The organism is Corallococcus sp. AB030 (assembly GCF_003668965.1).
GTDB classification, from domain to species: domain Bacteria; phylum Myxococcota; class Myxococcia; order Myxococcales; family Myxococcaceae; genus Corallococcus; species Corallococcus exiguus.
Map to the genome: position 1 here is coordinate 1 of NZ_RAWQ01000184.1, position 22,638 is coordinate 22,638.

Here is a 22,638-nt window from a genome sequence, read left to right on the forward strand (position 1 = left end):
TCGCCCACCCGCCCCAGGGTCGCCTGGAAGGCGTCGATGGTGGGGCGCGCGGCCTCCAGACCAGCGGAGAAGCCGTCGGCGATGCCGGAGAAGAAGCTGTGGAGGCGATGTCCCCACAGGTAGAGGTTGATGAGGAAGTCCTTCAGGCCGGCGTTCTCGGCTCGGCCCAGCTCCTCCCGCACCGCGCCGGAAAAGCCACCGTCCTCGAAGAGCTGGACGAGGCCGCGGAAGGCGAGCGTCACCTGCTCCTGCACACGCCGCGCGAAATCGCCCAGGCCTCCGAGGTTGTGACGGAAGGCATAGGCGAGGCCGGCCACGGCTACACCCAGGAGGACGACAGCGCCCACGGCCGGAAGCACCGTGGCCAGGAGCCCGCCCAGTGTGAGGCCCAGCACCTTGAGGCCCACCACCATCAGCGCCAGGCCCACCTTCGCGGCGATGACGGCGCCGACGAGGGTAATCAGGCCACCAGCTCCGAGCGTGAAGGCTGCGAAGGCGCGCTTCACCGGGCCGGGCAACGCCTGGAAGACACCCAGCACCTGCTGCACCGCGCTGGCGACGAGGGTGACGAGGGGCTTCAAGACTTGGGAGAAGGGTTCCCCGAGGACGATGGCCAGCGTCTCCAGGTTGCCGGCCAGCAACGTCTTCTGGCCCTCGAAGGTGTCCAGCATCTGCTCGCGGAACGCCTTGGCCGTGCCGCCCGCATTCTCAAACTCATCGCGCAGGTGCTTGAGGGCCGCTGCGCCGCGGACGACTTCGCCGGTGTCCTTGCGGATGCCGTTGGAGAACTGCGTGAGGATGGCATTCACACCACCGAGCGCCTCGCGGCCGAAGGCCTTCAGCAGGAAGGCGGAGCGCTGCGCTGTCGTCATGCGCTCAAGGGCGGGCGACAGCTTGTCGAGAATGTCTAGGAAACTGAGGAAGTTGCCTTCGGAGTCGGTGACGGCGACGCCCAGCCCGCGCAGGTGCTTCTGCACCTGTGGATCCGCCATGCGCTCCATGGCCACGGCCACGGCGGTGGAGGCGCGCTCCACGCCGGGGACGACGTTCTTCACGAGGCCGAGGGCGATGAGTGTCTCGGGCAGGGACTGGTTGAGGGCTTGCGCACCACGCGCGGCGGTGCCGAGGGCCAGGGGCAACTCATTCGCGCTGAGCGCGAAGACGTTGACGGCCTGGAGCATCTGGTCGACGGAGATGGCGGCCTTGTCGGTGGAGATGCCGAAGGCCTTCATCGCCTGCGACGCGAGGCCCGCTGCGCCCTGGGGCGTCAGCTCTCCCAACGAGCCGCCCGCCAGGTCCAACACCGGCAGCAGTAGCTCCATGGACTCAGCGGCGCTAAAGCCGGCCTGGGTGAGCTCGCGCAGGCCCAGCACGGACTCGGTGGGGGTGAACTGCGTAGCGAGACTTGCCTGGATTGCAGCGTCGCGTAGCTGTCCAAGCACCTCGGCCGAGGCGCCGGAGACGGCAGCCACGCCCGCCACGGCCTGTTCGAATTGGCCGGCGGTGTTAGCCAGGGACAGCGCCGCGCCGATGGTGACGGCGCCCGCCGTGAAGAGGGCCATGGCGACGCCGAGGCGCTGGAAGGCCCCTTCGATGCGCGCGGTGCCCAACCCCACGCGCCTGTCGAGGGACATGAAGTTGCGCTCCACCCCCTGAAAGGTGGCGGAGGCCAAGTCCCGTGCCGTGAAGACGAAGCCCAAGCCGAGGTTGTTGAGCATGCGCTACCTCCGCTTCGCGGCCTTCTCCAGCGCCTTGGCCTCCTGGGCGCGCTGCTGGCCCATGCGATCGAGCAGCCAATCCCTGTCCGAGGTGGGCAGCTCCAGCGCATCACCGAGGGGAGCTGCGAGGCCGCTGCCGCCGTGCTGGTGCCAGCACAGTTGGAAGAGGCCCTCGCGCCACTTCTCCAGCGTTACGTCGGGAAAGAGGTGGAGCGCTCCCGGCGCCTCGCTGTCCGGGCTTGCCCCGGAAGGAAGAAGCCCCGGTCGAAAGGGAGCTCCACCTCCTGCCGCAGGAAGCACTCTGGGCACTCAACTTCGAGCGTCGTGTCCACGCCGCAGTCGACGGCGTCAAACTCGTCGACGAGGAAGTCGGCATCGCGCAGCGTGAGGTCCTCAAGGAAGCGGCGCTTGTCGCGCGCGTCCACGCCGTCGACGTCCAGCACCCGGTAGGCGAGGACGGAGGACAGCAGCTTCTCCGGCGCGGCGCGCTGCAACTGCGGCAGCCGTCGCTCGTCCTCCCCCGTCAGCAGCTTGAAGCGCACGCGCGTGCCGGCGTCCGGCAGCGTCGTCTCGAAGCGGTTGCCAGCCATGAAGGCCGCGCGGCTCGTGTCCGAGAGGGCGCGCACCGGCAGCTGCGTCAAGTCCAGCTCCCAGTCGATGCGTGCCCTACAGGCTGCATTCTGACAGGGGACGGCGAAGACGTACTCGGGGCCGTAGGTGACGACACGCACCTGGAGGAGCGCGTAGAAGCGGTCCCCCTGCAGCACCCGGCCCCAGTCCACCTGCCCATCGGCGAAGGCGTAGGGGCCCGCCTCCAGCAGCTCTTCCCAACACGCGGAGAGCAGCTCATCCACCTGGCCGCCGCTCTTCGCCAGCTTCCTGTCCGCGAGGACGCGCTCCTCTCGCACTCGCATGCCGCGAATCCGGCCTGTCAGCCCACTGGGGCATGAGATGATGTCCGCCATGTTCTTCCTCCGGGAAGGACAAAGGCTTCGGGCGCCAAATCGGGGACATCGGAAGGCGCGCACGGTGCATGGGGGCCGTGCGAGGATGGCAATTATGGCTTCTCGAAATCCGCCTCCGACGGCGCCCTGTAAACTCTGTGGTACACCATCTGTTCTGCAGTGGAGCCACATAATCCCAAGGTGGGTCTACAGGCGCCTGATCGATGCTGGCTTGCCTGGTGCCCCTGCAAGCCCAGTTCGTGTGGAGAACCAGGTTGCAATCGCGACACCTCAGCAAGACGCGGAGTACATGCTGTGTCGTGAGTGCGAAGAACGCATCGGGAAGGCTGAGGACTATGTCAGCTCTGTGAGTCTTCAGTCTGACGGTTCGTTTCCCGCATATGGGGATACGGTCTTGATCCCCATGGGGCTTGATCCGGACTGGGAGCTTGGAAACGCGAGTGCGCTAGATTGCGAAGCCATCGCCTACTTTGCCGCAAGTATTGTGTGGCGGGCCAGTGTCAGCACGCTCTATTCGAAAATCTCGCTTGGCTCGAAGTATGAATCTAAATTCCGTGATTATCTGCTTGGCAAGGCGCCGTTTCCCAAAGAGGCCAGACTGCTGGTTGAGTTCATTCGGCCCGCCAATCTGCCTCGTATAGATCGCGTTGTTGTCATGCCTGAAGTTCAGCGCGAAGATACGTCGCACCTCTATCAATTCTGCATCTTCGGGATGCGCTTTCGCTTGTTGGTCGGACGCCTGGTGCCGTCCGTTTTTAATCACGCTTCGTTTGTTGAGACTCGATATGTGATTCTCTCTGATGGACGGGACCTTCTGTCCGTCGTTGCAGACAAGGCCAAGCGGGCGACGCGTAAGGGACGTCTTGCGCGTCCGAAATGATAGTTAGGTGAGTCCGAAGAAGTCGTAGGTTAGGGTGACGGACTCGATGACGTTCTCGTCACTCTCGTTGTCCCACTCGCCCGCGACGAACTTCACCGGCCATGCACGGGAGAGGCTCCACCGGCGCAGCGTGGTGCCGTCCCGATCCTGCTGGACGATGTCTGAGTTGCGCTTGTAGAGGCCGTCCGGCAGGCCCAGTCCGCTGGACATGTGGACGACGTCCTGGAACCAGTCGAAGAGCTGGTGGTCCTGCGTGGCGCCTCTCTCCAAGGTGACGTCGGAGAACGTGAGGCGCCCGGGGGACTTGTTGGGGATGAGGCTGCCGCCCTCGAAGTACTGGATGTTGGCGACCTCGACGGACAGTTCAGAGCATTTCTGGAAGCCCGCGTGGCCGATGTCGTCGATTTCGACGAGGAACTTGAAGCGCTTATGGAAGCTGCGCGGCTGTCCGATGATGGCCATGGCCAGTCTCCTTACAGGCCCGCCGAAGCCAACTCGGCTTCGAGGGCGCGGGTGTCTTGGGCGATGCGCAGGACGATGAACTCGGCGGGCTTGTTGGTGGCGAGCCCAATGCGGGCCACCAGCTTGCCGGCGAAGACGACGGACGGTGGGTTGAGGGCGTCAGAGACGTCGACGAAGAAGGCCTTGGCGGGCTCCTGGCTGCGGAATGCGCCATTCTTCATCTGGGCGAGGAGGAAGGCCGCAATGGAGCGTCGCACCTGGGCGCGCAGTCCCTCCGTGTTGTTGCGGTGCCGCGCAAACTGCAGCCCCGTCTTGAGACTGCGCTCAATGAAGGACACGCCCCTGCGCTCGGCGACGTAGGGGAAGTTGCCGCTGGCCTTCAGCGTGCGCGAGCCGTCAATGAAGCGCGGCAGGCCGGGCCCCGTGGTGAGGGGATTGATGCGGCGAGGGTAGACGATGTCCCGCTTCTTCTCTTCGAGGACCTCCTTGGTCTCGAAACCGAGGACGCCGAACATGCGCCCGGCCTCGATGCCCGCGGGCGCGTCGTACACGCCGCCGGGGCGCGCGCCGTCGTTGCGCGCGAAGACGCCGGCGATGATGCCGGAGGGCGGGACGACGAGCTGCTCTACGTTGCCGTAGACGCCGCGGGCGGGGTTGAGCACCTTGACGCAGGGCCAGTAGAGGGCCGCGTGCTCAGAGAGCCCTTCGAGGGCGGCCTCCTGCGAAACGTAGGAGACGATGGCCGTCGCGCTGTATCCCGCGGGAGAGTCGAGGACGGCGAAGACGAGGCCATCGCGCGCCACCTCGCAGTAGCGCACCATGGCGTTGTGGACGGCGGGCGTGGCGCGCCCGGGCACCAGGAGGAGGGAGAGGTCCTGCACTTCGTCGAGCGCGTAAAAGGCCGCTCCGGCCGGCCTCGGAGCCGATGAAGTCGGTGTCGTCCAGGCCGACGAGGCCGTCCGCGCCGGCCGAGAGGGCCACCGTCTGCACGTCCGGAATCGCGTCCGGTTGCACCATGAAGGCCTGGACGTAGGTGGAGCCTGTGCGCTCGTCATTGACGATGCGCTCGATGTAGCGTGCGTCGTCCTTGGACGAGGAGAGGTTGGGGAAGGACTCGCGGTAGGCTCCGTCCTCGAGGACGAGGACGTCGAAGGTGTTGGGGGCACCGTTGGTGGAGGGACGCACCTCCACCTCGATGCGGTTGGCATATGCGCCCGCGTCCTTGGCCTCCAGGTGGATGACGTCGGTGGCGCCGGAGGCGTCGCCCGTGTGCGGCAGCGCGTCCATGCCGAGGCCGGAGCCCGCGTCGCCCTGCACACGCAAGGAGGCGCCAGACCCCGTGGACTGGGTGCGCAGCTGCAGCGTCCCCAGGGAGGACGGCGCCACGCGGACACCCGCCACCGCCGCCTCCACGAGGGCGCGCACCTCGGCCAGCTCGACGGCGCGCAGACTCTGGACGTTGCCACTGCCCACCTGCGGGCCGCCGGGGAAGCCGAAGACGGTGCCTGCGATTTCGTCGCCCACCTCCAGACGGCTGGAGGCGCCCTGGGTGTCACTGGCAATCCTCAGCACACCATCCGCCACGGTGGCTTGCCCGCCGACGATGTTCGCGTTGAGGACGGCGGCCACCTCCTGAGCGGTGGCCTGGGTGATGTCTTCGAAGTCCCCCTCGTTGAAGGCGATGAAGACGTCCCGGCCGTCGTCGACGCGCACGCGGAGCGACTGCCCGGTGGTGAGGGAGTAGGGCCCAGGTCGGCCAGCGACGACGGAAGCCGCGGCACCGGAGAAGACGACGTCTACCGCCGCGGCGCCGTTGGCGGACACCTCCAGACGTTGCCCGTCGGCCAGCGTGAAGGGCGGTCGCAGCGTGCCGCGCACGACAGCGGGCGTGGGCCCTCCGCCCGTGGTGAGGGCCGCCGCCGCGCGCGTGGCCGTGTGCGACTCGGGGTTGGAGGCGTCCTCGTAGTGGACGGTGCGCACCACCCAGAGGTGACTGCCGCCATTCTCGAAGAAGCCCATGGCGGCGAGGGCCAGGTCGGAGTCTGGTGTGAAGCCGCCGAAGGTGGCCTGGTAGTCCTCCATGGAGGTGCACAGCACCGCCTGGCCGATGGGGCCGCGCTCCGCTAGGCCGACAGCGCCGGCCACGGAGGTGGGCGCGGAAGGAATGCCGCGGACGCGCGGCTCCTCCTCCTCAAACACGACTTTCGACGACAGCAGCTCACGACTCACGAGGCACCTCGCTTCTTCCGGGACGCGCGCGGCGACGCTTCCGGCGCGGTAGAGGGGAGCGACGACAGCGGGGCTGTGGGGGCCTGCCGCTTCAGGGTGACTTCGCCCTGGCGGATGGCAGCGGCCACAGCGGGCACGGAGAGGGCCGCCTCGGGCACGTCCTCCAGAGTCACGCCCGTGGCCAGGGTGAGCGACGAGGGCAGGCGCCGGCCACCACGGCCAGGCTGCACGCCGCAGGCGCACGCGCCGCGCGCCGCGCAGTACGACTCGTGGGGCAGCAGGAATGTGACGAGCCTGCCCAGGGCATTGGTGAGGGTGACGCTCATGAGGTGCCTCCGGAGAGGGAGTCTGTTTCGAGGTGAGTGCTGGCGACGGCCTTGCCGATGTCGAGGGGCAGTCCCTCGTCCACGTCGAAGCCGCGCACCACCAGGCCCCACGTGAAGGCACGCACGTCGTCGCGGCTGCCGAGCTGCGTGCGCACCTCGCCGTCCGCGTCCATCTCCCAGCGCACGGTGCCGCGCGAGGCGTCCTCTGCGTCCCTCGGCATGGCCAGCCAGCGGTTGCGGTTGAGGAAGGTGGCCACGGCGGCCATGAGATTGAAGAGCTCGGCGGTGCGCTCGGAGGCCACCGTAAGGGTGAAGGCCAGGTCCACCGTGTACGCGGGGTGCCTGCGCACCAGCTCCGCGCCGGAGGGGCCCTGCACGACGTCCTCGTGCAAGACGTTGGCGGAATAGCGACGACTCTCGCGCAGCGTGGGGCCTGACAGCACCACGGAGGGCAACGCGGCCATGGCGATGACGTTGAGGCCGTCGGCCACCGTGTCGTCGTAGTCGACGGAGACGCTGGCGCTGACGTTGGCCACCACCTGCCGCTTCAACTCACGCAGCAGGGTGCGCACGAGGCGGGTGAGGTCCGCTTCCTTCGCGACGCGCGGGCGCAGGTAGCGGTACGCCCCCGGAAGGACAGCGGCCTCTCCTGGAATGGGGCGTCCGTCCGCGGAGAGGTTGTGCAGCTCCGCGTCGACGGTGCCCACCTCATGGGCCGGCGTCCGCACGTCCGCGAAGTGGGTGCCTGCCTCTTCACGGACAGAGAGCACCTCCGCGCGCAGCCCGCCCAGGCGCACGGCCACCCGCGCGGCGAAGCCAGTACCAGCGAGGCGGAGAATGTCTCCGCCGCTGGTGGGCCCCGAAGAGGGCGTCACGGAGGTGAGGGCGGGGATGGCCATTACCCGGGCCCTCCGAGGCCCAGCTCCTTCGCCACGCGCGCAAGAAAGCGGCGGCTGGCGCCCTGGCGAAACCGTGCGAAGGCCGGCCGGAGGAAGGGGCGCGCGGGCGTCTGAGTCACAATGACGCCGCGCCCACTGCCGCCAGTGCGCGCCTGGCCGGCCTGGCGCAGTAGCGCGAAGAGGAAGCGCCGCATCTTCGGCGTCATGGGGATGACGACGGGCGGACCTCCGTACTCCTGCAGCTGCGCCACGTCGACGAGGGACTCTCCGTCGGGACTCTTCGCCAAGCGGGGCACTCCAATGAAGGCCTCGTCGCCCTCCACGACGACGGAGATGGAATTGCGCAGCACACCAGAGACGAGGAGGGCCTTCGTCCCGCTGAAGCCCGCGAGCTGGCGCGCCGCCAGCGTGAGGGGCGAGGGGGGGCGGAGCGACTCTCCACCCGGCGCCTGCTGGGTGAGGCCCTGCACCACCTCCTTGCGCAGGGCGTGTGCCTCCTGACGCAGGGCCGCCTGCATCGCCCCCTCAAGGCGCGACGAGCCCGCCGCCAGCAGTTGGCGGGCCCGTGCCCAGTCTCCGGTGCGAGAGACCGCCATAGACACCTCAGCCCTGCTTGGCCCGTAGGTGGGGGACGTGCGAGTTGAGCCACTCGAGGGCCACGTGCGTGGCCTCACTCACCACCGCGCCGTGGCGGACGGACACCGAGGTGAGGGCCAGGGTGTGGGCGGCGACCTCCACGTCCTCCGGCCGGCAGCCGTAGTGCTTGAGGCCCTCGGCGATGGGCCTCACGGCGGGCAGGGTGCCGTAGCGCCAGTAGTGCAGCTCCAGGTTGCAGGTGTATGCCTCTGCCTCGTAGCGGGCGCGAGCGGAGGTGCTGGTGAGGTAGGCCAGTTCGTAGCTGGGGCCCTCCTCGTCGTGCTGGACGACGTGCTGGTGCTCGTGGACGCACACCACCACCTGGGCCCACAAGTCCCAGCTCCCCTTCGGCACGCCCACCTCGAAGGGCAGGTAGAGGGTGCGGCCCACGGTGGTGGCGTACTTCTCCAGGAAGCGCTGCCTGTCGAGGATGCTCATGCGCTGCAGCGCCTCGGCCGCCAGCTGCATTTCAAGGGAGTCGGCCTTGTTGGCCGTCTTGGTGCGCAGGCGCGACTGCATGTGCTGGTAGAAGGCCCACACCTCAGCGGGTTGAATCTCGCCGCGCTGGAAGAGAGCGCCCACGCCAGGCAGGGACTGGAGGTAGCCCTTCACAGGACACCGCCTTCCGTGGCGCCGACGTCGGCGGCGCCCGCGTCCATGGTGGTGGGCAGGCAGGTGTGGCCCGCGATGCCCTCCTCGTTGACGTAGGCGCAGCTGAAGGATGCGCTGCTGTTCTCGCTGACGGCGTCGCAGTCGGCCAGCACCTGCCAGTTGCCGTCGCCGTTGCAGATTTCGGCGACGTTGCCGGCGCAGCGCGTGGACACCGGCGCGCACCCGTCCGGCGCGCGGCAGCGGGTGAGCAGGGCGGTGGCGAGAAGTGGGGCGAGTAGCAGTGCTTTCACGTGAGTCCTCGGGCTTGGGGCCTGTCGTTGAAGGTGACGAGAAGGAGGTTGCGGCGAGGCCTCCGGCGGTGGAGTCCGAAGCCCGTGGGGCGCGCCTCCGTCACGTAGAGCCCGGGAGGCGTCCTCACGGCCTGCACGAGGGTGCCCGCGACGTCGTAGAGGGCGCCCAGCCTGTCGCTGGGGCGGATGAGGGCGTCGCCCGTGGACGCGTCGACGAGGCCGAGGCGCTCCAAGTCGCGGAAGTGGAAGACGAGTTCGAAGCTCGTCCGGGGGCTGTTGCCGGAAGGAGTCATGCGCAATGACTCAAAGGCATCCGGCTCCACCTGGCAGGGGACACGCATGGGCGGGAATTCGCGACGGAAGGCTTCGGCCAGGCCGTCGTCGTCCGAGTCCACCAGTACCGGCTCGCGGAAGTCCGCGTCGTACCCGCTGGCATGGAGGCCCGGGCCGGGCCCCTCCATGGCGGTGGTGTCCAAGCGGTGCAACTCGGCCAGGAAGGGGAAGATGAGCCTGCCCCTCATCAGGCCGCCCCGGGCAAGGAGGGCTTCACGTAGGGGGAGAGGAGGGTGTCCACCTCCGGCTCTCCGGTGAGAGGTCGCACCGCGGGGCGGACACTGTCGAGGCGGTAGCTCTGCTCGCGCGTCCTCTCTTCCACCACGCGCCAGCGCGTGCGCTCCTCCAGGGAAGCCTCGTCCGCCAGCGGCGAGAGGCTGCGCAGGACGAGGAGCATGCAGGCCCGACGGATGGCGGGCGGCGTGCGCCCCTCGGGCGTCCCGTCCGCTTCGGTGTAGCCCCACCGCGCGCCCACGGTGACGTTGCCCTCGCCACGCGGGAAGACACGGCCATGCCGGAAGGTGATGCGGGGCCCGTCGAAGCCTGGCCCCACAGGGGCACCCACCACCACCAGGTGCTCCCGCGAGAAGGTCACGTCCGCCCCGTAGAGGGCCAGGCGGTAGAGGCGGATGGAGGGCACCGGCAGCCAGAGGGAAGGGGTGCCACGCCCGTCGAGGTGCAACGTCGCCGAGCGCGGCTCGAAGTACCACCCCGTCACCTTGTCGATGGTGTGCGTCGCCTCGTCGAGGAGGACGGCCAGGCGGGTGTCTCCCGCCATGGCCGCAGTGACGCCCTCGGCGCGCATGTCGGCCACCGTGGCGTACACGTCAGTCCTTCTCCCGCTTGCCGCGGCGTGAGTCCTTCTCCTCGCTGGCCTTCGGGAGGTCCTCCGTCGTCAGCGTGCCGGCGGGCCGCGCTGGACTCAGCTTCAGCTCGTCGCTGGCGCTGCGCTTCACCTTGGCTTCGTCAGCCTCGGTGGCGTCGAGGGACTTCGCCTCGGCCTCCGTGCACACGTCAAAGGCGAGCGGCGAGTAGGTGTCGCCGGGCAACTGGTGCACGGAGCGCAGGTAGTCCGCCACTGGCTTCTCCACCCGGTACCAGCCGCGCTCCTCCTGGAACTTGATGCCGGCATACGTGTAGCGCCGCAGCACGTGGCCTCGGCGCGCGTCGTAGGCCTTGAGTCGGACGAGATAGGTGTTGTCCATGGTGGGCCTCACAGCTGCACGTTGATGGCCTTGGCCGTGCCCGCTTCTTCCGCGAACTTCGCGTCGAAGCGCAGCGTGGCCACCACCTTCAGCGTCCCCTCGGAGATGTCGCGCGCCGACTCGATACGAATCTGTCGCCAGATGCCGACGTGGATGTTCTTCGGGTTGCACAGGAGGATGGCCGTGCGGTCATTCGTCGCGCCGAGGTTCTCCGGCCACAACGGGATGGGCCGCACCGGGACGCCCGAGTAGAGGACCGGCGCGTCGCCCTCGAGGAACTTGTCGCCGACAGCCGTGGCCCTCTCCGCCAGCGTGCTGCGGTAGTCCAGGTCCGCGTCTACGCTGGTAAGAGGAACCCCATGCTGCTCTTGTCGCGCAGGTGCTCCGAGGGCAGCGACTTGAGCAGGTCGCCCAGGACCTCCTTGGAGATGGGGGCGCCGGCCGCGTCCACGACGTTGCTGGTGGCCTGCTTCAGCACGCCGTCCAACGTGGCGAGGAAGGGGTCCGCCGAGGCCGTGTCCCCGTTGACGAGGATCTCCTCCATGTCGCGGCTGATGGCATCCGCCATCATCTCCATGAGGGTTTGGCGCAATTCTCCGCGCTCGATGGAGTCCTCCAGCACTTCATCGGAGAGGCGCACCTCGCCCTTGAAGAGCTTCGCGTCGAGCTCCACCTGCGAGAGGTCGGGCTTCACGCGCTGGGCCGCGGGGATGGCGGTCGCCTCCTGGCCGGGGCGGAGGATGCGGCTGCCGAACTTCAGCTTGCTGAACTGCTGCTTGGGGGCCGCCATGGGGACGACGGTGCATTGCTGCAGGAGCACCGACTGCTTGATGAGGAGGCGCATGAACTTCTGCGCCTGGGCGGGCTGGAGGATGCCGCCGCCCGCAGTGAGGTCGGCGAGGGCCAGGTCGGCCTTCTCCAAGAGGGTGCGGTTGTCGAGACGACTCATGGGGATTCCTTGGGCGTTGAGGCTTCCTGGGGCGGGTGGGGACGTCAGACGTCGTGGAAGGAGAGGGCCTTGTCGACGCTCTCCCGGTTGAGGGGCTTGTTCATGTCGAGGGGCCAGCCGACGTCCTCGGCGGAGGGCTTGGGCGGGCGCTCCGCGGGGGCGCTGCTGTTGGGCAGGCCGAACTGCTTCTCCACGCGGCCCAGGCGTTGGTGCTGCTCCTTCACGGAGCCCTCCAGCGCGCGGACAGCGTCGGTGAGCTTCGTCAGACCGTCCATGACGCCGGAGGACGCGGGGCCCGGAGCGGGCGGAGCTGGCTGTGGAGGAGGCGCAGGGTTGGTGGCCTTGGCGCGCGCCTCGACGTCGTCCTCGTCCTCGTCCTCCAGCGCGTCGGCCAGCGCGCGCAGGTGCTGGGCCACCTCCACCACGCGCACGCCGTCGATGCCGTCCGTGGAGGTCAGCGCCTCGACGAGGGCTGTCACCGCTTCGAGGGCCTGTTGCGCAGAGGCGAGGACTGCGTCCTCGGCCTTGGAGGTGTCCGAGGTGGTGCTGGTGGCACCCTCGGCCTGCGCGGTGTCCTGGGGAGCGTCGTGCATGTCGTCTCTCTTCACGAGGAGGAAGCGGTGCTTGTTGGCGGCCCTGTCCACGAGGGACACCTCCTCCACCACCATGTCGACGAGGCGGTGGACGGACGCGGGGCCTTGGGTGGTGCTCGTCATGCGGCCTCCGGCTGGGACTCAGCGGAAGGGGTACCGGAAGGAGGCGTCTCGGCGGCCGAAGCCTCGGGGAGGCGGCGTGCGGTGCCGCCAATGGAGAAGCCCGTCAGCTGGCCATCCTTCACGCGGCCCCAGAGCTCGTCGGAGAGGACGCGCACGGCGAGAAGCCAGGTGCCCTTGCGCACCTGCACCTCGCCCAGGTTGAAGTCGACGGGGGCCAGGTAGCTCTCCAGCACCTTCACCTGCCCGTTGACGCGCAGTTGGTGCATGAGGCCGAGTCCGCCGAACTCCTCCATGAAGCGGTGCGCCGCCTGGCGAATCTCCGCGGCGGAGTAAATGTCGCCTTGGGCGTCCACCGTCTCCGGCTCCAGGACGACACCCAGGACATACCGCTCGTCGTCGGGCGCGACGCCCTTGAGGAGGGACGCCGTGGTGACAAAGGGGGCGGTGCCGAGCGGCTCCTCCGGCTTCCAGTCGTCCACTGCGAAGTGGCCGTCACCTTCCAGCGCCTTCGCGGCGGGTTGGTAGTTGGAGACGAGGAGCTGCGTCAGCACGGAGGAGCCGCCCACGCCGCGCATGGCGGCAATGGTGCGAGGGGTGCGGATCCGCTTCACGAGGAAGCCGGAGTCCTTCAGCAGCCCGGGCAGCTTGCCCCGGATGCCATACGTCAGGAGCCAGCGGCCCCTGAGCGACTTGAGGACGCCGTAGAAGCGCTCCTCGTCGAAGTCACCCTCACCGACGTCGACGTTGTAGCCAGGGTAGGGCGGGTCCAAGAAGAGGACGGTGTCCTTCCCGTCGTACTTGCGGACCACCTTCTCGTAGTCGCCGCCGTACACCTTCACGCGCTTGAGGCGCGGGACGAACTGCTCGATGCGGGAGAGCGTCTTCGCCTCGACCCCCGCGCCGTTGGGGCTGAAGCTGCGCCCGCGCAGCTTTCCGTAACTGAAGTGCGTCAGGTAGAGGAAGCGGTGCAGGCGCTCCACGTCGCCCTTGGGCTTGGCGTCGAAGAGGCTCTTGAACGTCTTCTCGTCGCCCACCCACGGCAGCTTCTTCAGCTTGGCCAGGTTCGCGGGTGTCAGCTTCTGGAGGAGGCGGTAGGCGTCGGCGATTTCGGTGTCCGCGTCGTTGATGGCCTCGACGTCCGAGGGGGTCTTCTCGAAGAGGACGGCGGCGCTGCCGGCGAAGGGCTCCACGTACGTCTTGTGCGCGGGCAGCATTGCCACCAGGCGCTTCGCCAGGCGCTTCTTGCCAGCGGGGGAGCCCCAGATGGTCTTCTCCACCGGCTCACTGCTCTGGAGGGACTCCAGGACGTGACGGGCCCGGGCGAGGGCTTTCGTGAGGGCGTTACCCATCGCGGAGTCCCTCCGGGTCGAAGCCCCATGCCAGCTCTCCCGAGGTGGGGAGGTTGAGGTCGCGGGGCCAGACGACGGGCGTCCCATCGGCCTTGGCCGTGGACGTCGACTCCGGCGTCGTCGTGTTGGCCTCCGGAGTCGGAGGTGAGGTGGGGGTAGGTGTCGAGGTGGCCTGCATCGCGGTTCGTCTCCGAAAGAGACAAAGGCCCGCGGCGCGAAATCGGGGACATCACTAAGTGACGGCGAGCGTCGTGGTACGGCAGAGGCCGTGGTACGGCGGGAAGACCACCCCCACCTACGCTTCCACCGGTCGGGGCAGTTCTCTCGGGCTTGCTCAGCTTTGCAACCTCATGCATGCGTCGTTGTCGTTGGAGGCAAAGCTGTCGCCCGCACGCAGCGGGGACGTACTTGGGATCGACACGGGAGAGAACGGCCCAGTACCGTGATGCACAAGAGCGGAGCCAAGCGTCCGCCTGACGCGGAGTGCACCAGTCGATGCCCAAGAACGAAATCGAGCTGTCTGAAGGAGCTAAGCTCGTCATCACGAAAGACGAACACGGTCCTCAGGAGGTCTACGACCGTCTGCCAACGGCAAGCACTGCCTTCATCGTCACCTACAATCTGCCAAAGGCGGGCGGCCCGCTCCTTACTGCGCTAGAGGGCGCGACCCAGCTCGAGTCCCTCAGGCTGGTCACGAACATCCCAAACTGGTGGGCGTCGTATTGGCGGGATGGGCCGAAGTTGAAGGCGCGTGAAGCCATCAAGAGTTCCATCGATAGACTCAACACGCTGGCGACGCGCCGCGGTGTCGAGATCTACTTTACGCGCAGGAACCACGCGAAGATTTACGTCGTCGACGACATTGGCTACGTCGGTTCGTCGAACTTCAGCGACGAAAGCGCCTCCAACGTCGAAGCGGGTGTGATCCTGGAGGACGAAGACGTGCTCGCCGAGCTTCGCGAGAAGTCGTGGGACCTCCTGAAAGCGGACGCGCTCCTTCACCCTACCCTTGCGACAGCAGTTGCTGCGAGCCTCGAGGACTGGCTCGTAGAGGAGCTGCAGTTCGAGAGCATCTACGACGCAGTTCACGACTCGGACTCCGCCCATGCTCAGGACGAGTTCACGAAGGCGGTGCAGCGCCTTCTTGATCTCGCGCATCGCGCCGAAGCCGTCTTGGATGACGCGCGCGATCCAGCTTGGGCCGAGCCCCTTCAGGCGGTAATCCGTGAGGCGACTTCGCTCGACGAAATCGGTGACGTGCTCGGCAACCTTGAGTACTCGTATGGAAAAATCCAAGCCTGCATCGGATTTTCCTTCGACGGCGCTATCAATCAACACATCGTTGAGAACTGCTCGGAGGAGGAAAATCTGGAGTGGTGGCATGAAGAAGGAGTGCGGGTGGCCGAGGAGCAGTGGGAGGAGCTACGGGCTGAAGCCCTGAAGGATCTCCGACGCGTGGTCGATGCACTTGAGAAGATCAAGCGCAAGCTGCTGACACAGCTTCGTCAGCTCCAGCACCCAGTCGACAACACCCGGACGTAGGCGCACACGCCTCACACAACCGCGAGTGTCGTGGTGCGGCAAAGGCCGTGGTACGGCGGCAAGCCCACGCCCACCTCCGCCAACTGCCTGTCCGAAGCGAGCGAGCGGAACTCGCCGACGTCGTCGCGGGTGCCAGCCGCGGAGCGGAGCACTTCGGCTAGGCGCGTCTCCTGGCCTCCTCGGTTGACGTAGAGGAGCGCGCGCCCCGTGTCCGCGTCGAGGCGCTCCCTCACCCAGGGCAGCTCCTGCTTCACATCCTCCGGGCGCTCAAGGGACTCCAGGCGCTCGAAGCGCTGGAGGGCCTCGTCCACGGAGAATGTCCTCCCATGGAGGAAGCGGCACACCTGGGTGGTGGCCTCGTCGAGGACAGCCTCGATGCGGTAGCGGCGGATGCCGGCCTCGGCATAGCTGCTCAATTGGGCGAAGGAGCGTCCCTGCCCGATGAAGTGGCTTGCCACCACCTCCCAATAGAAGGGGGCCTGCTCGATGAGCGAGCCGCGCGCGGCCCGCTCCAACGACTCGGCGATGTCGCTTCGCCCCAGGCCCGCCTCCAGTCCCTCGGCCACGAGGCGTCGGGCCTCTGATCCGAAGGCGTCCAGCCGGCGCCCGTACTCGTCCCGGACGAAGTTGCCCTGGGTCCGGACGATGTGTTGGGCAACGCGCCTGTCCATGGCGTTGAAGCGGGCGGCGAGGGCGAGGCCCTGCTCTCGCCGGGCGTAGCTGCGCGTGGACGCCACCACCTCGTCGGCTGCGTCGCCGAGGGGCGCCTGGATGCGGGAGGGGATGACGGCCGTCCGCCGGCCTGCGGCCTCCAGGGACTGGGCGACGAGGCGCCTGCGCTGGGCGGCCGTCGTTGTCCGCCAGTCCACGTCGAGGACGGCCACCGCCTCTCGCATGGCGTCCACGTCCGCGCGCCCGACGGCGCGGCGGAGGCGCGCGGCAAGCAGGGCCACGGCGCGGTCCATACCGGCGGCGGTGCCGACGTCGAGGGCCTTGGCCACCGGCAGCCGGAGGACGTCCCCCAGCAGGGCGTCCGCCACCTCACTTGCCTCGTGCAGGAGGAGGAGGCCGTCAGCGGGGGCCGTGCACATGGGGGGCCTCCTGCGTCACCAGCTCCACGGAGCTGCGGCGCCTGGCGCGCACTTCGACTCCTGCCGGAGTGGGGGAGAAGACGACGTCATGGCTGGCCGCGCACCTGTCACACAAGGCGAAGACGAGGATGCCGTTGCGCCAGAGCGTCGTCGTCTCCTCCAGCGGGCCACGCCTGTGGCACATGCGGCACTCAATGACACCGCGCTCGGCGTCGGCCTGGGCCTGGAGTACCCACGCGCGCTGAAGCTGCTCAGGCGTCATGTGGGTTGCCCCGAGAACCAGGTGTCGAACTCCTCGCGGGGGACGGGGACGTGCTCGGTGTCCATGTACCGGCGGGCCAGCACCAGGCGTCCTTGGGCCAGGCGCTCCTCCTCGGCCCGAAGCTCTTCTCTCAGCCCCAAGAGGCGTTTCGCCTCGCCCAGCAGTGAGCCCTTGTCCTTCTGGGGCTTCAAGTCTTCGACGCCCGTCTGAATGCCCGCCAGCGTGAGGGTGATAGGGCGCTTCACCCAGTCGTCCGCAATCTTGCGGAACTCGCGGTGGAAGATGTCGCCAGCCAGGTGGCGGCCCTCCTCGGGAGTCAGCACACCCACGCGGACCAGGCGCTCCACCATCTCCGTCATGCGCTCCGGGTCTCGGGTGGCTGTCGTCTGGCTGCGGAAGCGCCAGAAGCGCACGCCCATGTCCGCGAGCACCTTGCGGTTGAGGAGGAAGTCGAACTCGTCGCGCTCGGGCTGGAAGACCTGGTCCTCAGCGAAGCGCAACTGGGCCTCGGCCACCGAGCGGTTGAAGTCCCGGCCGTCTCCGCGCAGCAGTGGCGGCAGGCGGAAGGCGCTGCCCACCTTGTCGATGTTTCGCTGGTCGTACTGCTGGAAGAGAGCGTCCTGCTGCTGGGCGTCCGTCAGGGGGCGCAGCTCAATTTTCGCGCGGCCTCCGTCGCCGGTGCCGGCACCGTCCGCCTCGAGGATGAGGATTTTGTGGAAGTTCGCCTTCCCCTTGAGGTTCTCCTCAATGAAGCGCTCGATGCGCGGCACGGATGCGTCGGAAAGCCTTCCGCCGGAGACGAGGAGGGCCAGGGGCGGGACGGATTTGTTGTTGAAGTAGAGGTAGTTGACCTCCTCCATCTGCCGGGAGCCGAGGACGGACAGCAGGGTGCCCACCCAGCGCGGAATGCCGTAGGGAGAGCGCGGCGAGTGGATCGCGAAGTGGATGAGCTCCGTGGCGGGACCGTCGGAGGCGTCCGCGGCCTTGAGGGCGGTGACATCCGCGAAGGCGCGGCCGGTGAGTCGGGAGATGACGCGCGAATCCCCGAAGGACTTGAAGTACACCCGCTCGCTGCCCTGCACCTGGATGTAGCGGCGCAGGCGCCGACGGGTGCTCACCGTGTCGAAGCTGACGGCGGAGATGCGGACGCGCTCGCGCACCTCGACGGCCTCCTTGTCGAGAGGGAGGAGCCGCACCGTGTACGAGGGCACGTAGACGAAGCGGGCGATGTCGCCCTTCCCGTCGCGCAGCACCTCCCAGTAGGCGTTGCCCGTCACCTCCAAGTCATGGCGGGTGCGGCGGCGCAGCTCGACGAAGCTGCCGTCGAAGCAACAGAAGTCGAAGAAGGATTCCAGGCGGGCCTTCTCCACCCGGGCCTGCTGACGCACTGCCTCGGCATGGGCGGTGACTTCCTCGTCCGTGGGAAGCGGGGGCGTCCCCGAGGGCAGTGTGCCCGCGTCACGCGCAGCCAGGCGCTCCAGGGCCATGGCGTCCGCCACCTTCTCCCGGGCGCCGTCGGCGTCGAAGTCGATTGCGGGCTCGAAGCGGTACCCGAAGCCGTCGATGTTCGTCGCATACGCGTCGACGTTCTGCCGCAGCGAATTGGAGTGCTCGACGAGGAGGCAGAGGGCCTCCGGCTCATAGGGAGGCGTGAGCGCACCGGCCTCGCTGAAGGCCAAGGTGTCCTCGCCTCCGGGGCGGCTGGCGGGCTCGTCGACGCGGGCGCCCACCACCACCGCCTTCAGGATGGACTGGAGGCGCTCCTCGGCCTGGTGGACTTCCGCAGGCACCGTCACGGACGGTCCTCCACGTAAGCCAGGAGGCCCGTGGGAGTGTGAGAGACGGCGCGCACGCGCTGGCCGCGTGCCGCCAGCTCGGCGTGGAGCGCCTCCAGCAGTCTGTCGTGGGTGGAGGCCTCGACGGTGAACTCCGGCCCGGGGTGTGGCGCGCCCGAGGGGGAGGCGAGGACGAAGACTCTGACGACGCTCTGCACACGGGCCTCCCGGACCAAGTGGAGGCAAGGCGCGCGGTGGGAGGGGCGCCCTCGATGTGCGAGGGCGTTGGGGGCCGCGCGCCTCACCTCCAACGAGGACAAAGGCCTGTGGCCCCATTTCGGGGACATCGGTGCGTCCCTGGGATGGACAAAACGGCGGGACTAATTGTCCTTCTTCAGGATCTGGATTGTGGCCGTGCGCGGCAGCCAGGGGCGATTACGGTGGCGGGGATGTCGTAGATCGCTGCTCGTAAGCTCGCACGACCAGCGCCAGGTGCTGGACAGCAGTGCTCACTCCGTGACTGGCTGCTGGAGTCTGCTGCCCCTGTTGAGCGGCGGAATCTCCGCAGAAGCACCATCCGTAGGGAATGATGCTTCAGGGCGCTGCAGGCCAAATGGAGTTGCTCGCTGCTACGTCGGCTCCTTCTCGGCACGGGCGCATTGCTGGATGCTGTCGAGGCGGATGAAGAACTCTTGCCCTTCGCCAAACTGCCCGATGTTGAGGGGGACACGCGCGTGCGGATTATGGACGAAGATGAAGTCGTGTCCGGCCACACAGCCACGAGTTTCAGGCCGATTCTTGGGGCCGTATGGATCGAATAGAACGCCGGTGACTTCACCTGCGTCTGGCGTGAGGAAGAGCCGTGAAGGCACGTTGCTTCCACGGCTCTTACGGAACGAGGGGCGAGGCATCGGTGGCCCTCGTCTTGACCGACCAGAGTGAAGGTCAACGAGGAACGGCGAATCGCCCAGCCCGAATAGCACCTTTACGATCAACGGTGCTTCTCCTGGCGTCTGATGGTCTGTCAGTGGAATCTGCACCCCACTGATGGCGATAATGAGGCCATCGTTCGGGGCCACCAGTTGGGCCTGGATGGCTCGCTCAAACTGCTCGCGCTTCTTGGCTATCGAGTTCAGATAACGAAGGCCGGTGGTCCGTTCGATCTCGGCTCCAAACAGAAGCGTGTCGTTGGGCGCCCATACTTGGTCGGCTCCCTCTCCGCTCCGAGGTGCGGTTGCTTCGACCCAAACGGTACGTCCTTCTTTGAGTCGGATGCCATAATCCATCCCAGCACCTCGTCGCGGGGACGGAACCAAGTCGATGCCCCAGCCGGCCAGTATGCAGGCAAGCCGCATTTCCCAGATTCGTTCTGGGCACTCCGCGGGGAATCTCGCCAGGAAGTCAGGGTCCGCCAATCCTAGTTGCTTGAACTTGGTCCAGCACTCTTCGAGGTACTCGCAGTCAAGTTCGCAGTCGTCACGCAGGTGTTTGTAGGTGGTGTAACCCGGTTCCTCTAGATCGGGACCTGTGTAGTGGAACAGCTCGCTAGGCTTGGGGCTCACTCGTGGCACGCCTCCTCACGTAAGCCAATTAAGCGCCAGAATGCTGATGCCCACAAACAACTTGGCCTGGGGGCGCTTCCCACGGCTGCTTCGTGACGGACGTGGAGTACCCGCGCATCCCTCCGCCAGGCCGGCTATGAGGGATTGGAGTTCTGCGTCCACTGCCGTGCGTAGCGCGCCGACGACGATGAGGCTCCCCGACGCGGACTGGACGCCCTGACGCGCGCTGCGTCCTCACCAAGAGCCGGTCGCCCGAATCTGCCTCTCCATGGCAGGACCGGCTCTGTCTCTTCGTCCATGGCGAACACGTTGGAGCCCCTCTTCAACGTGGAGGAGACACCATGGACACCTACCGTGTCGCGAAACTGCCCGCGCGCCTGCGCGGCTTCGCGCAGCCGGACACGAGCACGCAGCCCGAAGGCTACGTCGAAGCGGGCGACTACCTCGTGATCGAGGAGAAGGCTCGCCACCCCACGCCCGACACCGACTACGTCCGGTTGCTGGTGCCGCAGTTGCGCTGGCTCGACACCTGGGTATGCACGCGCTGGCGCACCCAGCGCTACGCGACGCTCGTCTCCCAGGAGCGCTCGCCCGCCATGGCCCGGCTGTTGTTCGACAGCGAGCCGCTCGCCGTCTTGGAGGAGCGGCTCACCACGCTCCTGGGGGCGTTCCTCGACTACAGGTATGACGGGAGCCGGGCGTACTACCCGTGGGCGCTGCCGGGCGTTCGCGTCCAGCTTGCGCCGCCTCGGTTGAACAACTGCTGCACCTTCGTCGAGGGCTTGTTGGTGAAGGCCTTCTCCGAGGCGCACGGCGCGGCCTTCTCGTGGGACATGCGTCGCCACCGGCAGATGATGATCGCCTCCACGGAGGACTACTTCTCGCCCGTGACGGCGGCCGTCGAGTCCGGCATGGCCCTGCTGGCGCCGTCGGCGGACGTGCCTCCCCACCCCTGGACACTCATCCAGGGGTGGCGCAGCCAGTGGGGCTCCGGGCACACCTTCCTCTTCGTGGATCACCACGCTGAGTCGGACAAGGTGCTGGTGCTGGAGTCCAACGCTGGCTTCGGGCTCGACGGTGTCGGCTACCGTGGTCTCGGCAACCTGCGGGACGTCGGCCTCCAGCCGCCTGCGGACTGGTGGACGCGGAGCGAGGTGTGGACGTGGCGCCGTATCTGCTCAACGTACCCCTACCGGCGGCAGGCTTGGCTGAAGGTCAAGGCGCGAACAGCAGCGAGGCGCTGAGCCCTTGGAGGTTGGTGCTGCCGCGCCCCTGTTTACGGGGCTATCGAGCGAGGGGCGGAGCAGCGTGGCCAGATGCCGCGTCTCGGGCCAGAGGGTAGCAGTCCATGCGTGGGCTGCCCTCCGTGGACCGTTACGGTTCAGTCGGGCTAGGTATGGGGGCGGAAGGCAGCGTAGGCCACGAGGAACTGCAGCAGTTGGAGAATCAGGCCGGAGATTAGGGATAGCCCCTTAGTATCCTGAGTCGTTCTTGGAGGGGACGGCATGGAGGCTGTTCGTTGGCAAGGCGGGTTCTGAAGCCTGCTGTCAGCTTCTTCTCTCCGGATTTTCGCACCTACTGCTCAGCGTCATGAGTGACGAGCAAACTCGGCTTTTCGATCTTGGGGAAAAAGGCGTACTGGGCATTACACACATAGTTCGAGTGAATCACAGCGTTAAAAGCAATATAGTCCACGTGAAACATCTTGCCACCCCCGGGAATTTTCTGCTGTTCACGGATGTAACCAACTGTTTCTGTAGGTATCTCCGCAACAACTACCGCCCATGCGCGTTCCTTAGGCGCTACTTTAAGTACGTCTGCTTCGCCCGCCTCCCAGCTTGCGATCCGCGCACCGCTGATTGGGGGAGTCGCATGCTCGGCCTCGTGTCGAAGCACGATCTTCGGCGCCTTGCGCGTCAAGAAAAGCGGCTCGTCCGAGGTGTTTTCTATGGTAAACACCCATTGCAGCCGCCCATCGCTGCTGACATCCAGTGATCGACCTCGACAAAAAATATTCGTATGGTCCGGGGCGTGCGGGCCTGTGTCGGCATCGATGAGGGCACGCATGTCGATGGCGGTTGATAGCCATGTCGCTGCGGCTGCGGCATAAATTCCAGCATAGCCGACCAAGTGGATGGCAGTGCGATTTCCTTTGCTTAATACGTTGTTGCGTAATTCGACGACTGCCAGCACAAGAATACGCCCGACAGACCAGAGGCCAAACAGGCCAAGCGGCATGCCAATGAGGCGTGCCCAGAGGGGTAGCGGGTGCTTAATGAGCAGTCCCGGAAATGTCTCCTCCAAAGGGAGTATGCTGCGGAGCACTAGAGGCAATATGTTGGCCATTGCGAGCCACACGAGTGCATACCCGAATGCATAGCAACTGGCGCCCGTTAGTTTGGATTTGACGTCTTGGTCTGGCTTGGTCTTGAAGACCGCCGCGAGGAGTAGGCCGCAGATGTACGTGACCGCCACGATTGGAATAGAGACCGCTATGACTCGTGCCGCAGTCAGCTCCTGCGACAAAAGCTGTGCCATGCTTGTCGACACCCCGGTGTAGGTGAGTGCATCGCGTTTTCCAGCCAAAACAACGGCTTGGAGAAAGATGCTTCCGGGAAGCGCTGCCAAGGCCAGGAACGTGGCAGGTCTCACGAATTCGGAAGTGTGTGGTGCGTCGGCAATAAAGACTCTCAAAAACTCCCGCCGCCGGACTGTTAGTGCGTAAAATGTCCGAAGCAGATTGAAGAAAAACTTGGCGCCCCCAGAGATTGCTGCGTCGATATTGTCGGCAAACTCGAACCCCTTTTTTGCGCCTCCTTCATCCTTGGGGGCAGGGG

The 22,638-nt window shown here is 66.9% G+C and carries 27 protein-coding genes; 3 read left to right on the forward strand and 24 right to left on the reverse strand.

All coding sequences use genetic code 11. The features are described from left to right. A partial coding sequence (locus D7Y15_RS33055) for a phage tail tape measure protein (protein ID WP_121755082.1) occupies nucleotides 1–1,718 on the reverse strand: 1,718 nt, incomplete at its 3' end. Between the two features lie 191 nt (nucleotides 1,719–1,909). Further along, nucleotides 1,910–2,632: a hypothetical protein gene (locus tag D7Y15_RS33065; protein ID WP_233605183.1), complete on the reverse strand. Its 723-nt coding sequence runs from the start codon at nucleotides 2,630–2,632 to the stop codon at nucleotides 1,910–1,912. Between the two features lie 340 nt (nucleotides 2,633–2,972). Between D7Y15_RS33065 and D7Y15_RS44385 the strand changes: the two genes are divergently transcribed. Beyond that, the gene (locus tag D7Y15_RS44385) at nucleotides 2,973–3,563 is read left to right on the forward strand and encodes a hypothetical protein (RefSeq protein ID WP_148712929.1); all 591 of its coding nucleotides are present in this window, start codon (nucleotides 2,973–2,975) and stop codon (nucleotides 3,561–3,563) included. A 3-nt stretch (nucleotides 3,564–3,566) separates the two neighbouring features. On the opposite strand, the gene D7Y15_RS33070 is transcribed toward D7Y15_RS44385, so the two are convergent. From D7Y15_RS33070 to D7Y15_RS33140, 16 genes are all read right to left on the reverse strand, one after another. Further along, nucleotides 3,567–4,025: a phage tail protein gene (locus D7Y15_RS33070; protein WP_121755084.1), complete on the reverse strand. Its 459-nt coding sequence runs from the start codon at nucleotides 4,023–4,025 to the stop codon at nucleotides 3,567–3,569. Between the two features lie 11 nt (nucleotides 4,026–4,036). Continuing rightward, on the reverse strand, nucleotides 4,037–4,828 hold the full coding sequence (locus D7Y15_RS33075; RefSeq protein WP_233605187.1) for a phage tail sheath family protein: 792 nt from the start codon (nucleotides 4,826–4,828) through the stop codon (nucleotides 4,037–4,039). Continuing rightward, nucleotides 4,719–6,254 (reverse strand): phage tail sheath protein, encoded by a 1,536-nt coding sequence (locus D7Y15_RS33080; protein WP_158629165.1) that lies wholly within the window; start codon nucleotides 6,252–6,254, stop codon nucleotides 4,719–4,721. The genes D7Y15_RS33075 and D7Y15_RS33080 overlap by 110 nt, the downstream gene beginning before the upstream one ends. Beyond that, the gene (locus D7Y15_RS44905; RefSeq protein WP_158629166.1) at nucleotides 6,251–6,580 is read right to left on the reverse strand and encodes a hypothetical protein; all 330 of its coding nucleotides are present in this window, start codon (nucleotides 6,578–6,580) and stop codon (nucleotides 6,251–6,253) included. The genes D7Y15_RS33080 and D7Y15_RS44905 overlap by 4 nt, the downstream gene beginning before the upstream one ends. Then, entirely contained in the window at nucleotides 6,577–7,479 is a 903-nt protein-coding gene (locus D7Y15_RS33085; RefSeq protein ID WP_121755086.1) for an IPT/TIG domain-containing protein, read from the reverse strand. The genes D7Y15_RS44905 and D7Y15_RS33085 overlap by 4 nt, the downstream gene beginning before the upstream one ends. Next, on the reverse strand, nucleotides 7,479–8,075 hold the full coding sequence (locus D7Y15_RS33090; RefSeq protein ID WP_121755087.1) for a hypothetical protein: 597 nt from the start codon (nucleotides 8,073–8,075) through the stop codon (nucleotides 7,479–7,481). The genes D7Y15_RS33085 and D7Y15_RS33090 overlap by 1 nt, the downstream gene beginning before the upstream one ends. Nucleotides 8,076–8,082: 7 nt before the next feature. Next, nucleotides 8,083–8,727 carry a hypothetical protein gene (locus tag D7Y15_RS33095; protein WP_121755088.1) on the reverse strand — a complete coding sequence of 215 codons (645 nt, stop codon included), beginning with the start codon at nucleotides 8,725–8,727 and terminating at the stop codon, nucleotides 8,083–8,085. Next, nucleotides 8,724–9,017, reverse strand: a complete 294-nt coding sequence (locus tag D7Y15_RS33100; RefSeq protein ID WP_121755089.1) for a hypothetical protein — start codon at nucleotides 9,015–9,017, stop codon at nucleotides 8,724–8,726. The genes D7Y15_RS33095 and D7Y15_RS33100 overlap by 4 nt, the downstream gene beginning before the upstream one ends. Further along, a complete protein-coding gene (locus D7Y15_RS33105) occupies nucleotides 9,014–9,538 on the reverse strand; it encodes a hypothetical protein (protein ID WP_121755090.1) in 525 nt (174 codons plus the stop codon). Before D7Y15_RS33105 ends, D7Y15_RS33100 begins: the two co-directional genes overlap by 4 nt. Next, nucleotides 9,538–10,176, reverse strand: a complete 639-nt coding sequence (locus tag D7Y15_RS33110) for a hypothetical protein (RefSeq protein WP_121755091.1) — start codon at nucleotides 10,174–10,176, stop codon at nucleotides 9,538–9,540. Before D7Y15_RS33110 ends, D7Y15_RS33105 begins: the two co-directional genes overlap by 1 nt. Nucleotide 10,177: 1 nt before the next feature. Beyond that, on the reverse strand, nucleotides 10,178–10,555 hold the full coding sequence (locus tag D7Y15_RS33115) for a hypothetical protein (RefSeq protein ID WP_121755092.1): 378 nt from the start codon (nucleotides 10,553–10,555) through the stop codon (nucleotides 10,178–10,180). A gap of 8 nt (nucleotides 10,556–10,563) precedes the next feature. Further along, nucleotides 10,564–10,791: a hypothetical protein gene (locus tag D7Y15_RS33120; RefSeq protein WP_121755093.1), complete on the reverse strand. Its 228-nt coding sequence runs from the start codon at nucleotides 10,789–10,791 to the stop codon at nucleotides 10,564–10,566. A 101-nt stretch (nucleotides 10,792–10,892) separates the two neighbouring features. Then, the gene (locus D7Y15_RS33125) at nucleotides 10,893–11,504 is read right to left on the reverse strand and encodes a phage major capsid protein (RefSeq protein ID WP_121755094.1); all 612 of its coding nucleotides are present in this window, start codon (nucleotides 11,502–11,504) and stop codon (nucleotides 10,893–10,895) included. Between the two features lie 44 nt (nucleotides 11,505–11,548). Continuing rightward, the gene (locus D7Y15_RS33130) at nucleotides 11,549–12,220 is read right to left on the reverse strand and encodes a hypothetical protein (protein ID WP_121755095.1); all 672 of its coding nucleotides are present in this window, start codon (nucleotides 12,218–12,220) and stop codon (nucleotides 11,549–11,551) included. Next, entirely contained in the window at nucleotides 12,217–13,569 is a 1,353-nt protein-coding gene (locus D7Y15_RS33135; RefSeq protein WP_121755096.1) for an XkdF-like putative serine protease domain-containing protein, read from the reverse strand. Before D7Y15_RS33135 ends, D7Y15_RS33130 begins: the two co-directional genes overlap by 4 nt. Further along, complete coding sequence (locus tag D7Y15_RS33140; RefSeq protein ID WP_121755097.1) at nucleotides 13,562–13,747, reverse strand: hypothetical protein; 186 nt, start codon at nucleotides 13,745–13,747, stop codon at nucleotides 13,562–13,564. The genes D7Y15_RS33135 and D7Y15_RS33140 overlap by 8 nt, the downstream gene beginning before the upstream one ends. Nucleotides 13,748–14,064: 317 nt before the next feature. Here D7Y15_RS33140 and D7Y15_RS33145 point away from each other — a divergent pair, with 317 nt between their 5' ends. Continuing rightward, a complete protein-coding gene (locus tag D7Y15_RS33145; protein ID WP_148712930.1) occupies nucleotides 14,065–15,111 on the forward strand; it encodes a phospholipase D-like domain-containing protein in 1,047 nt (348 codons plus the stop codon). Between the two features lie 11 nt (nucleotides 15,112–15,122). Here D7Y15_RS33145 and D7Y15_RS33150 read toward each other — a convergent pair whose 3' ends face one another. The 5 genes from D7Y15_RS33150 to D7Y15_RS33170 form a co-directional block, all read right to left on the reverse strand. Then, a complete protein-coding gene (locus D7Y15_RS33150; RefSeq protein WP_121755099.1) occupies nucleotides 15,123–16,202 on the reverse strand; it encodes a head morphogenesis protein in 1,080 nt (359 codons plus the stop codon). Continuing rightward, entirely contained in the window at nucleotides 16,183–16,464 is a 282-nt protein-coding gene (locus D7Y15_RS33155; protein WP_121755100.1) for a hypothetical protein, read from the reverse strand. The genes D7Y15_RS33150 and D7Y15_RS33155 overlap by 20 nt, the downstream gene beginning before the upstream one ends. Beyond that, nucleotides 16,461–18,260, reverse strand: coding sequence for a phage portal protein (locus tag D7Y15_RS33160; protein ID WP_233605184.1), 1,800 nt, complete (start codon nucleotides 18,258–18,260; stop codon nucleotides 16,461–16,463). Before D7Y15_RS33160 ends, D7Y15_RS33155 begins: the two co-directional genes overlap by 4 nt. Next, entirely contained in the window at nucleotides 18,257–18,457 is a 201-nt protein-coding gene (locus D7Y15_RS46040; RefSeq protein WP_233605185.1) for a hypothetical protein, read from the reverse strand. The genes D7Y15_RS33160 and D7Y15_RS46040 overlap by 4 nt, the downstream gene beginning before the upstream one ends. A 411-nt stretch (nucleotides 18,458–18,868) precedes the next feature. Then, nucleotides 18,869–19,801: a hypothetical protein gene (locus D7Y15_RS33170; protein WP_233605186.1), complete on the reverse strand. Its 933-nt coding sequence runs from the start codon at nucleotides 19,799–19,801 to the stop codon at nucleotides 18,869–18,871. Between the two features lie 341 nt (nucleotides 19,802–20,142). Here D7Y15_RS33170 and D7Y15_RS33175 point away from each other — a divergent pair, with 341 nt between their 5' ends. Continuing rightward, on the forward strand, nucleotides 20,143–21,045 hold the full coding sequence (locus D7Y15_RS33175; RefSeq protein ID WP_121755103.1) for a hypothetical protein: 903 nt from the start codon (nucleotides 20,143–20,145) through the stop codon (nucleotides 21,043–21,045). Between the two features lie 331 nt (nucleotides 21,046–21,376). Here the strand turns inward: D7Y15_RS33175 and D7Y15_RS44910 are convergent. Continuing rightward, the coding region (locus D7Y15_RS44910) for a hypothetical protein (RefSeq protein ID WP_158629167.1) at nucleotides 21,377–22,638 on the reverse strand (1,262 nt) is incomplete at its 5' end.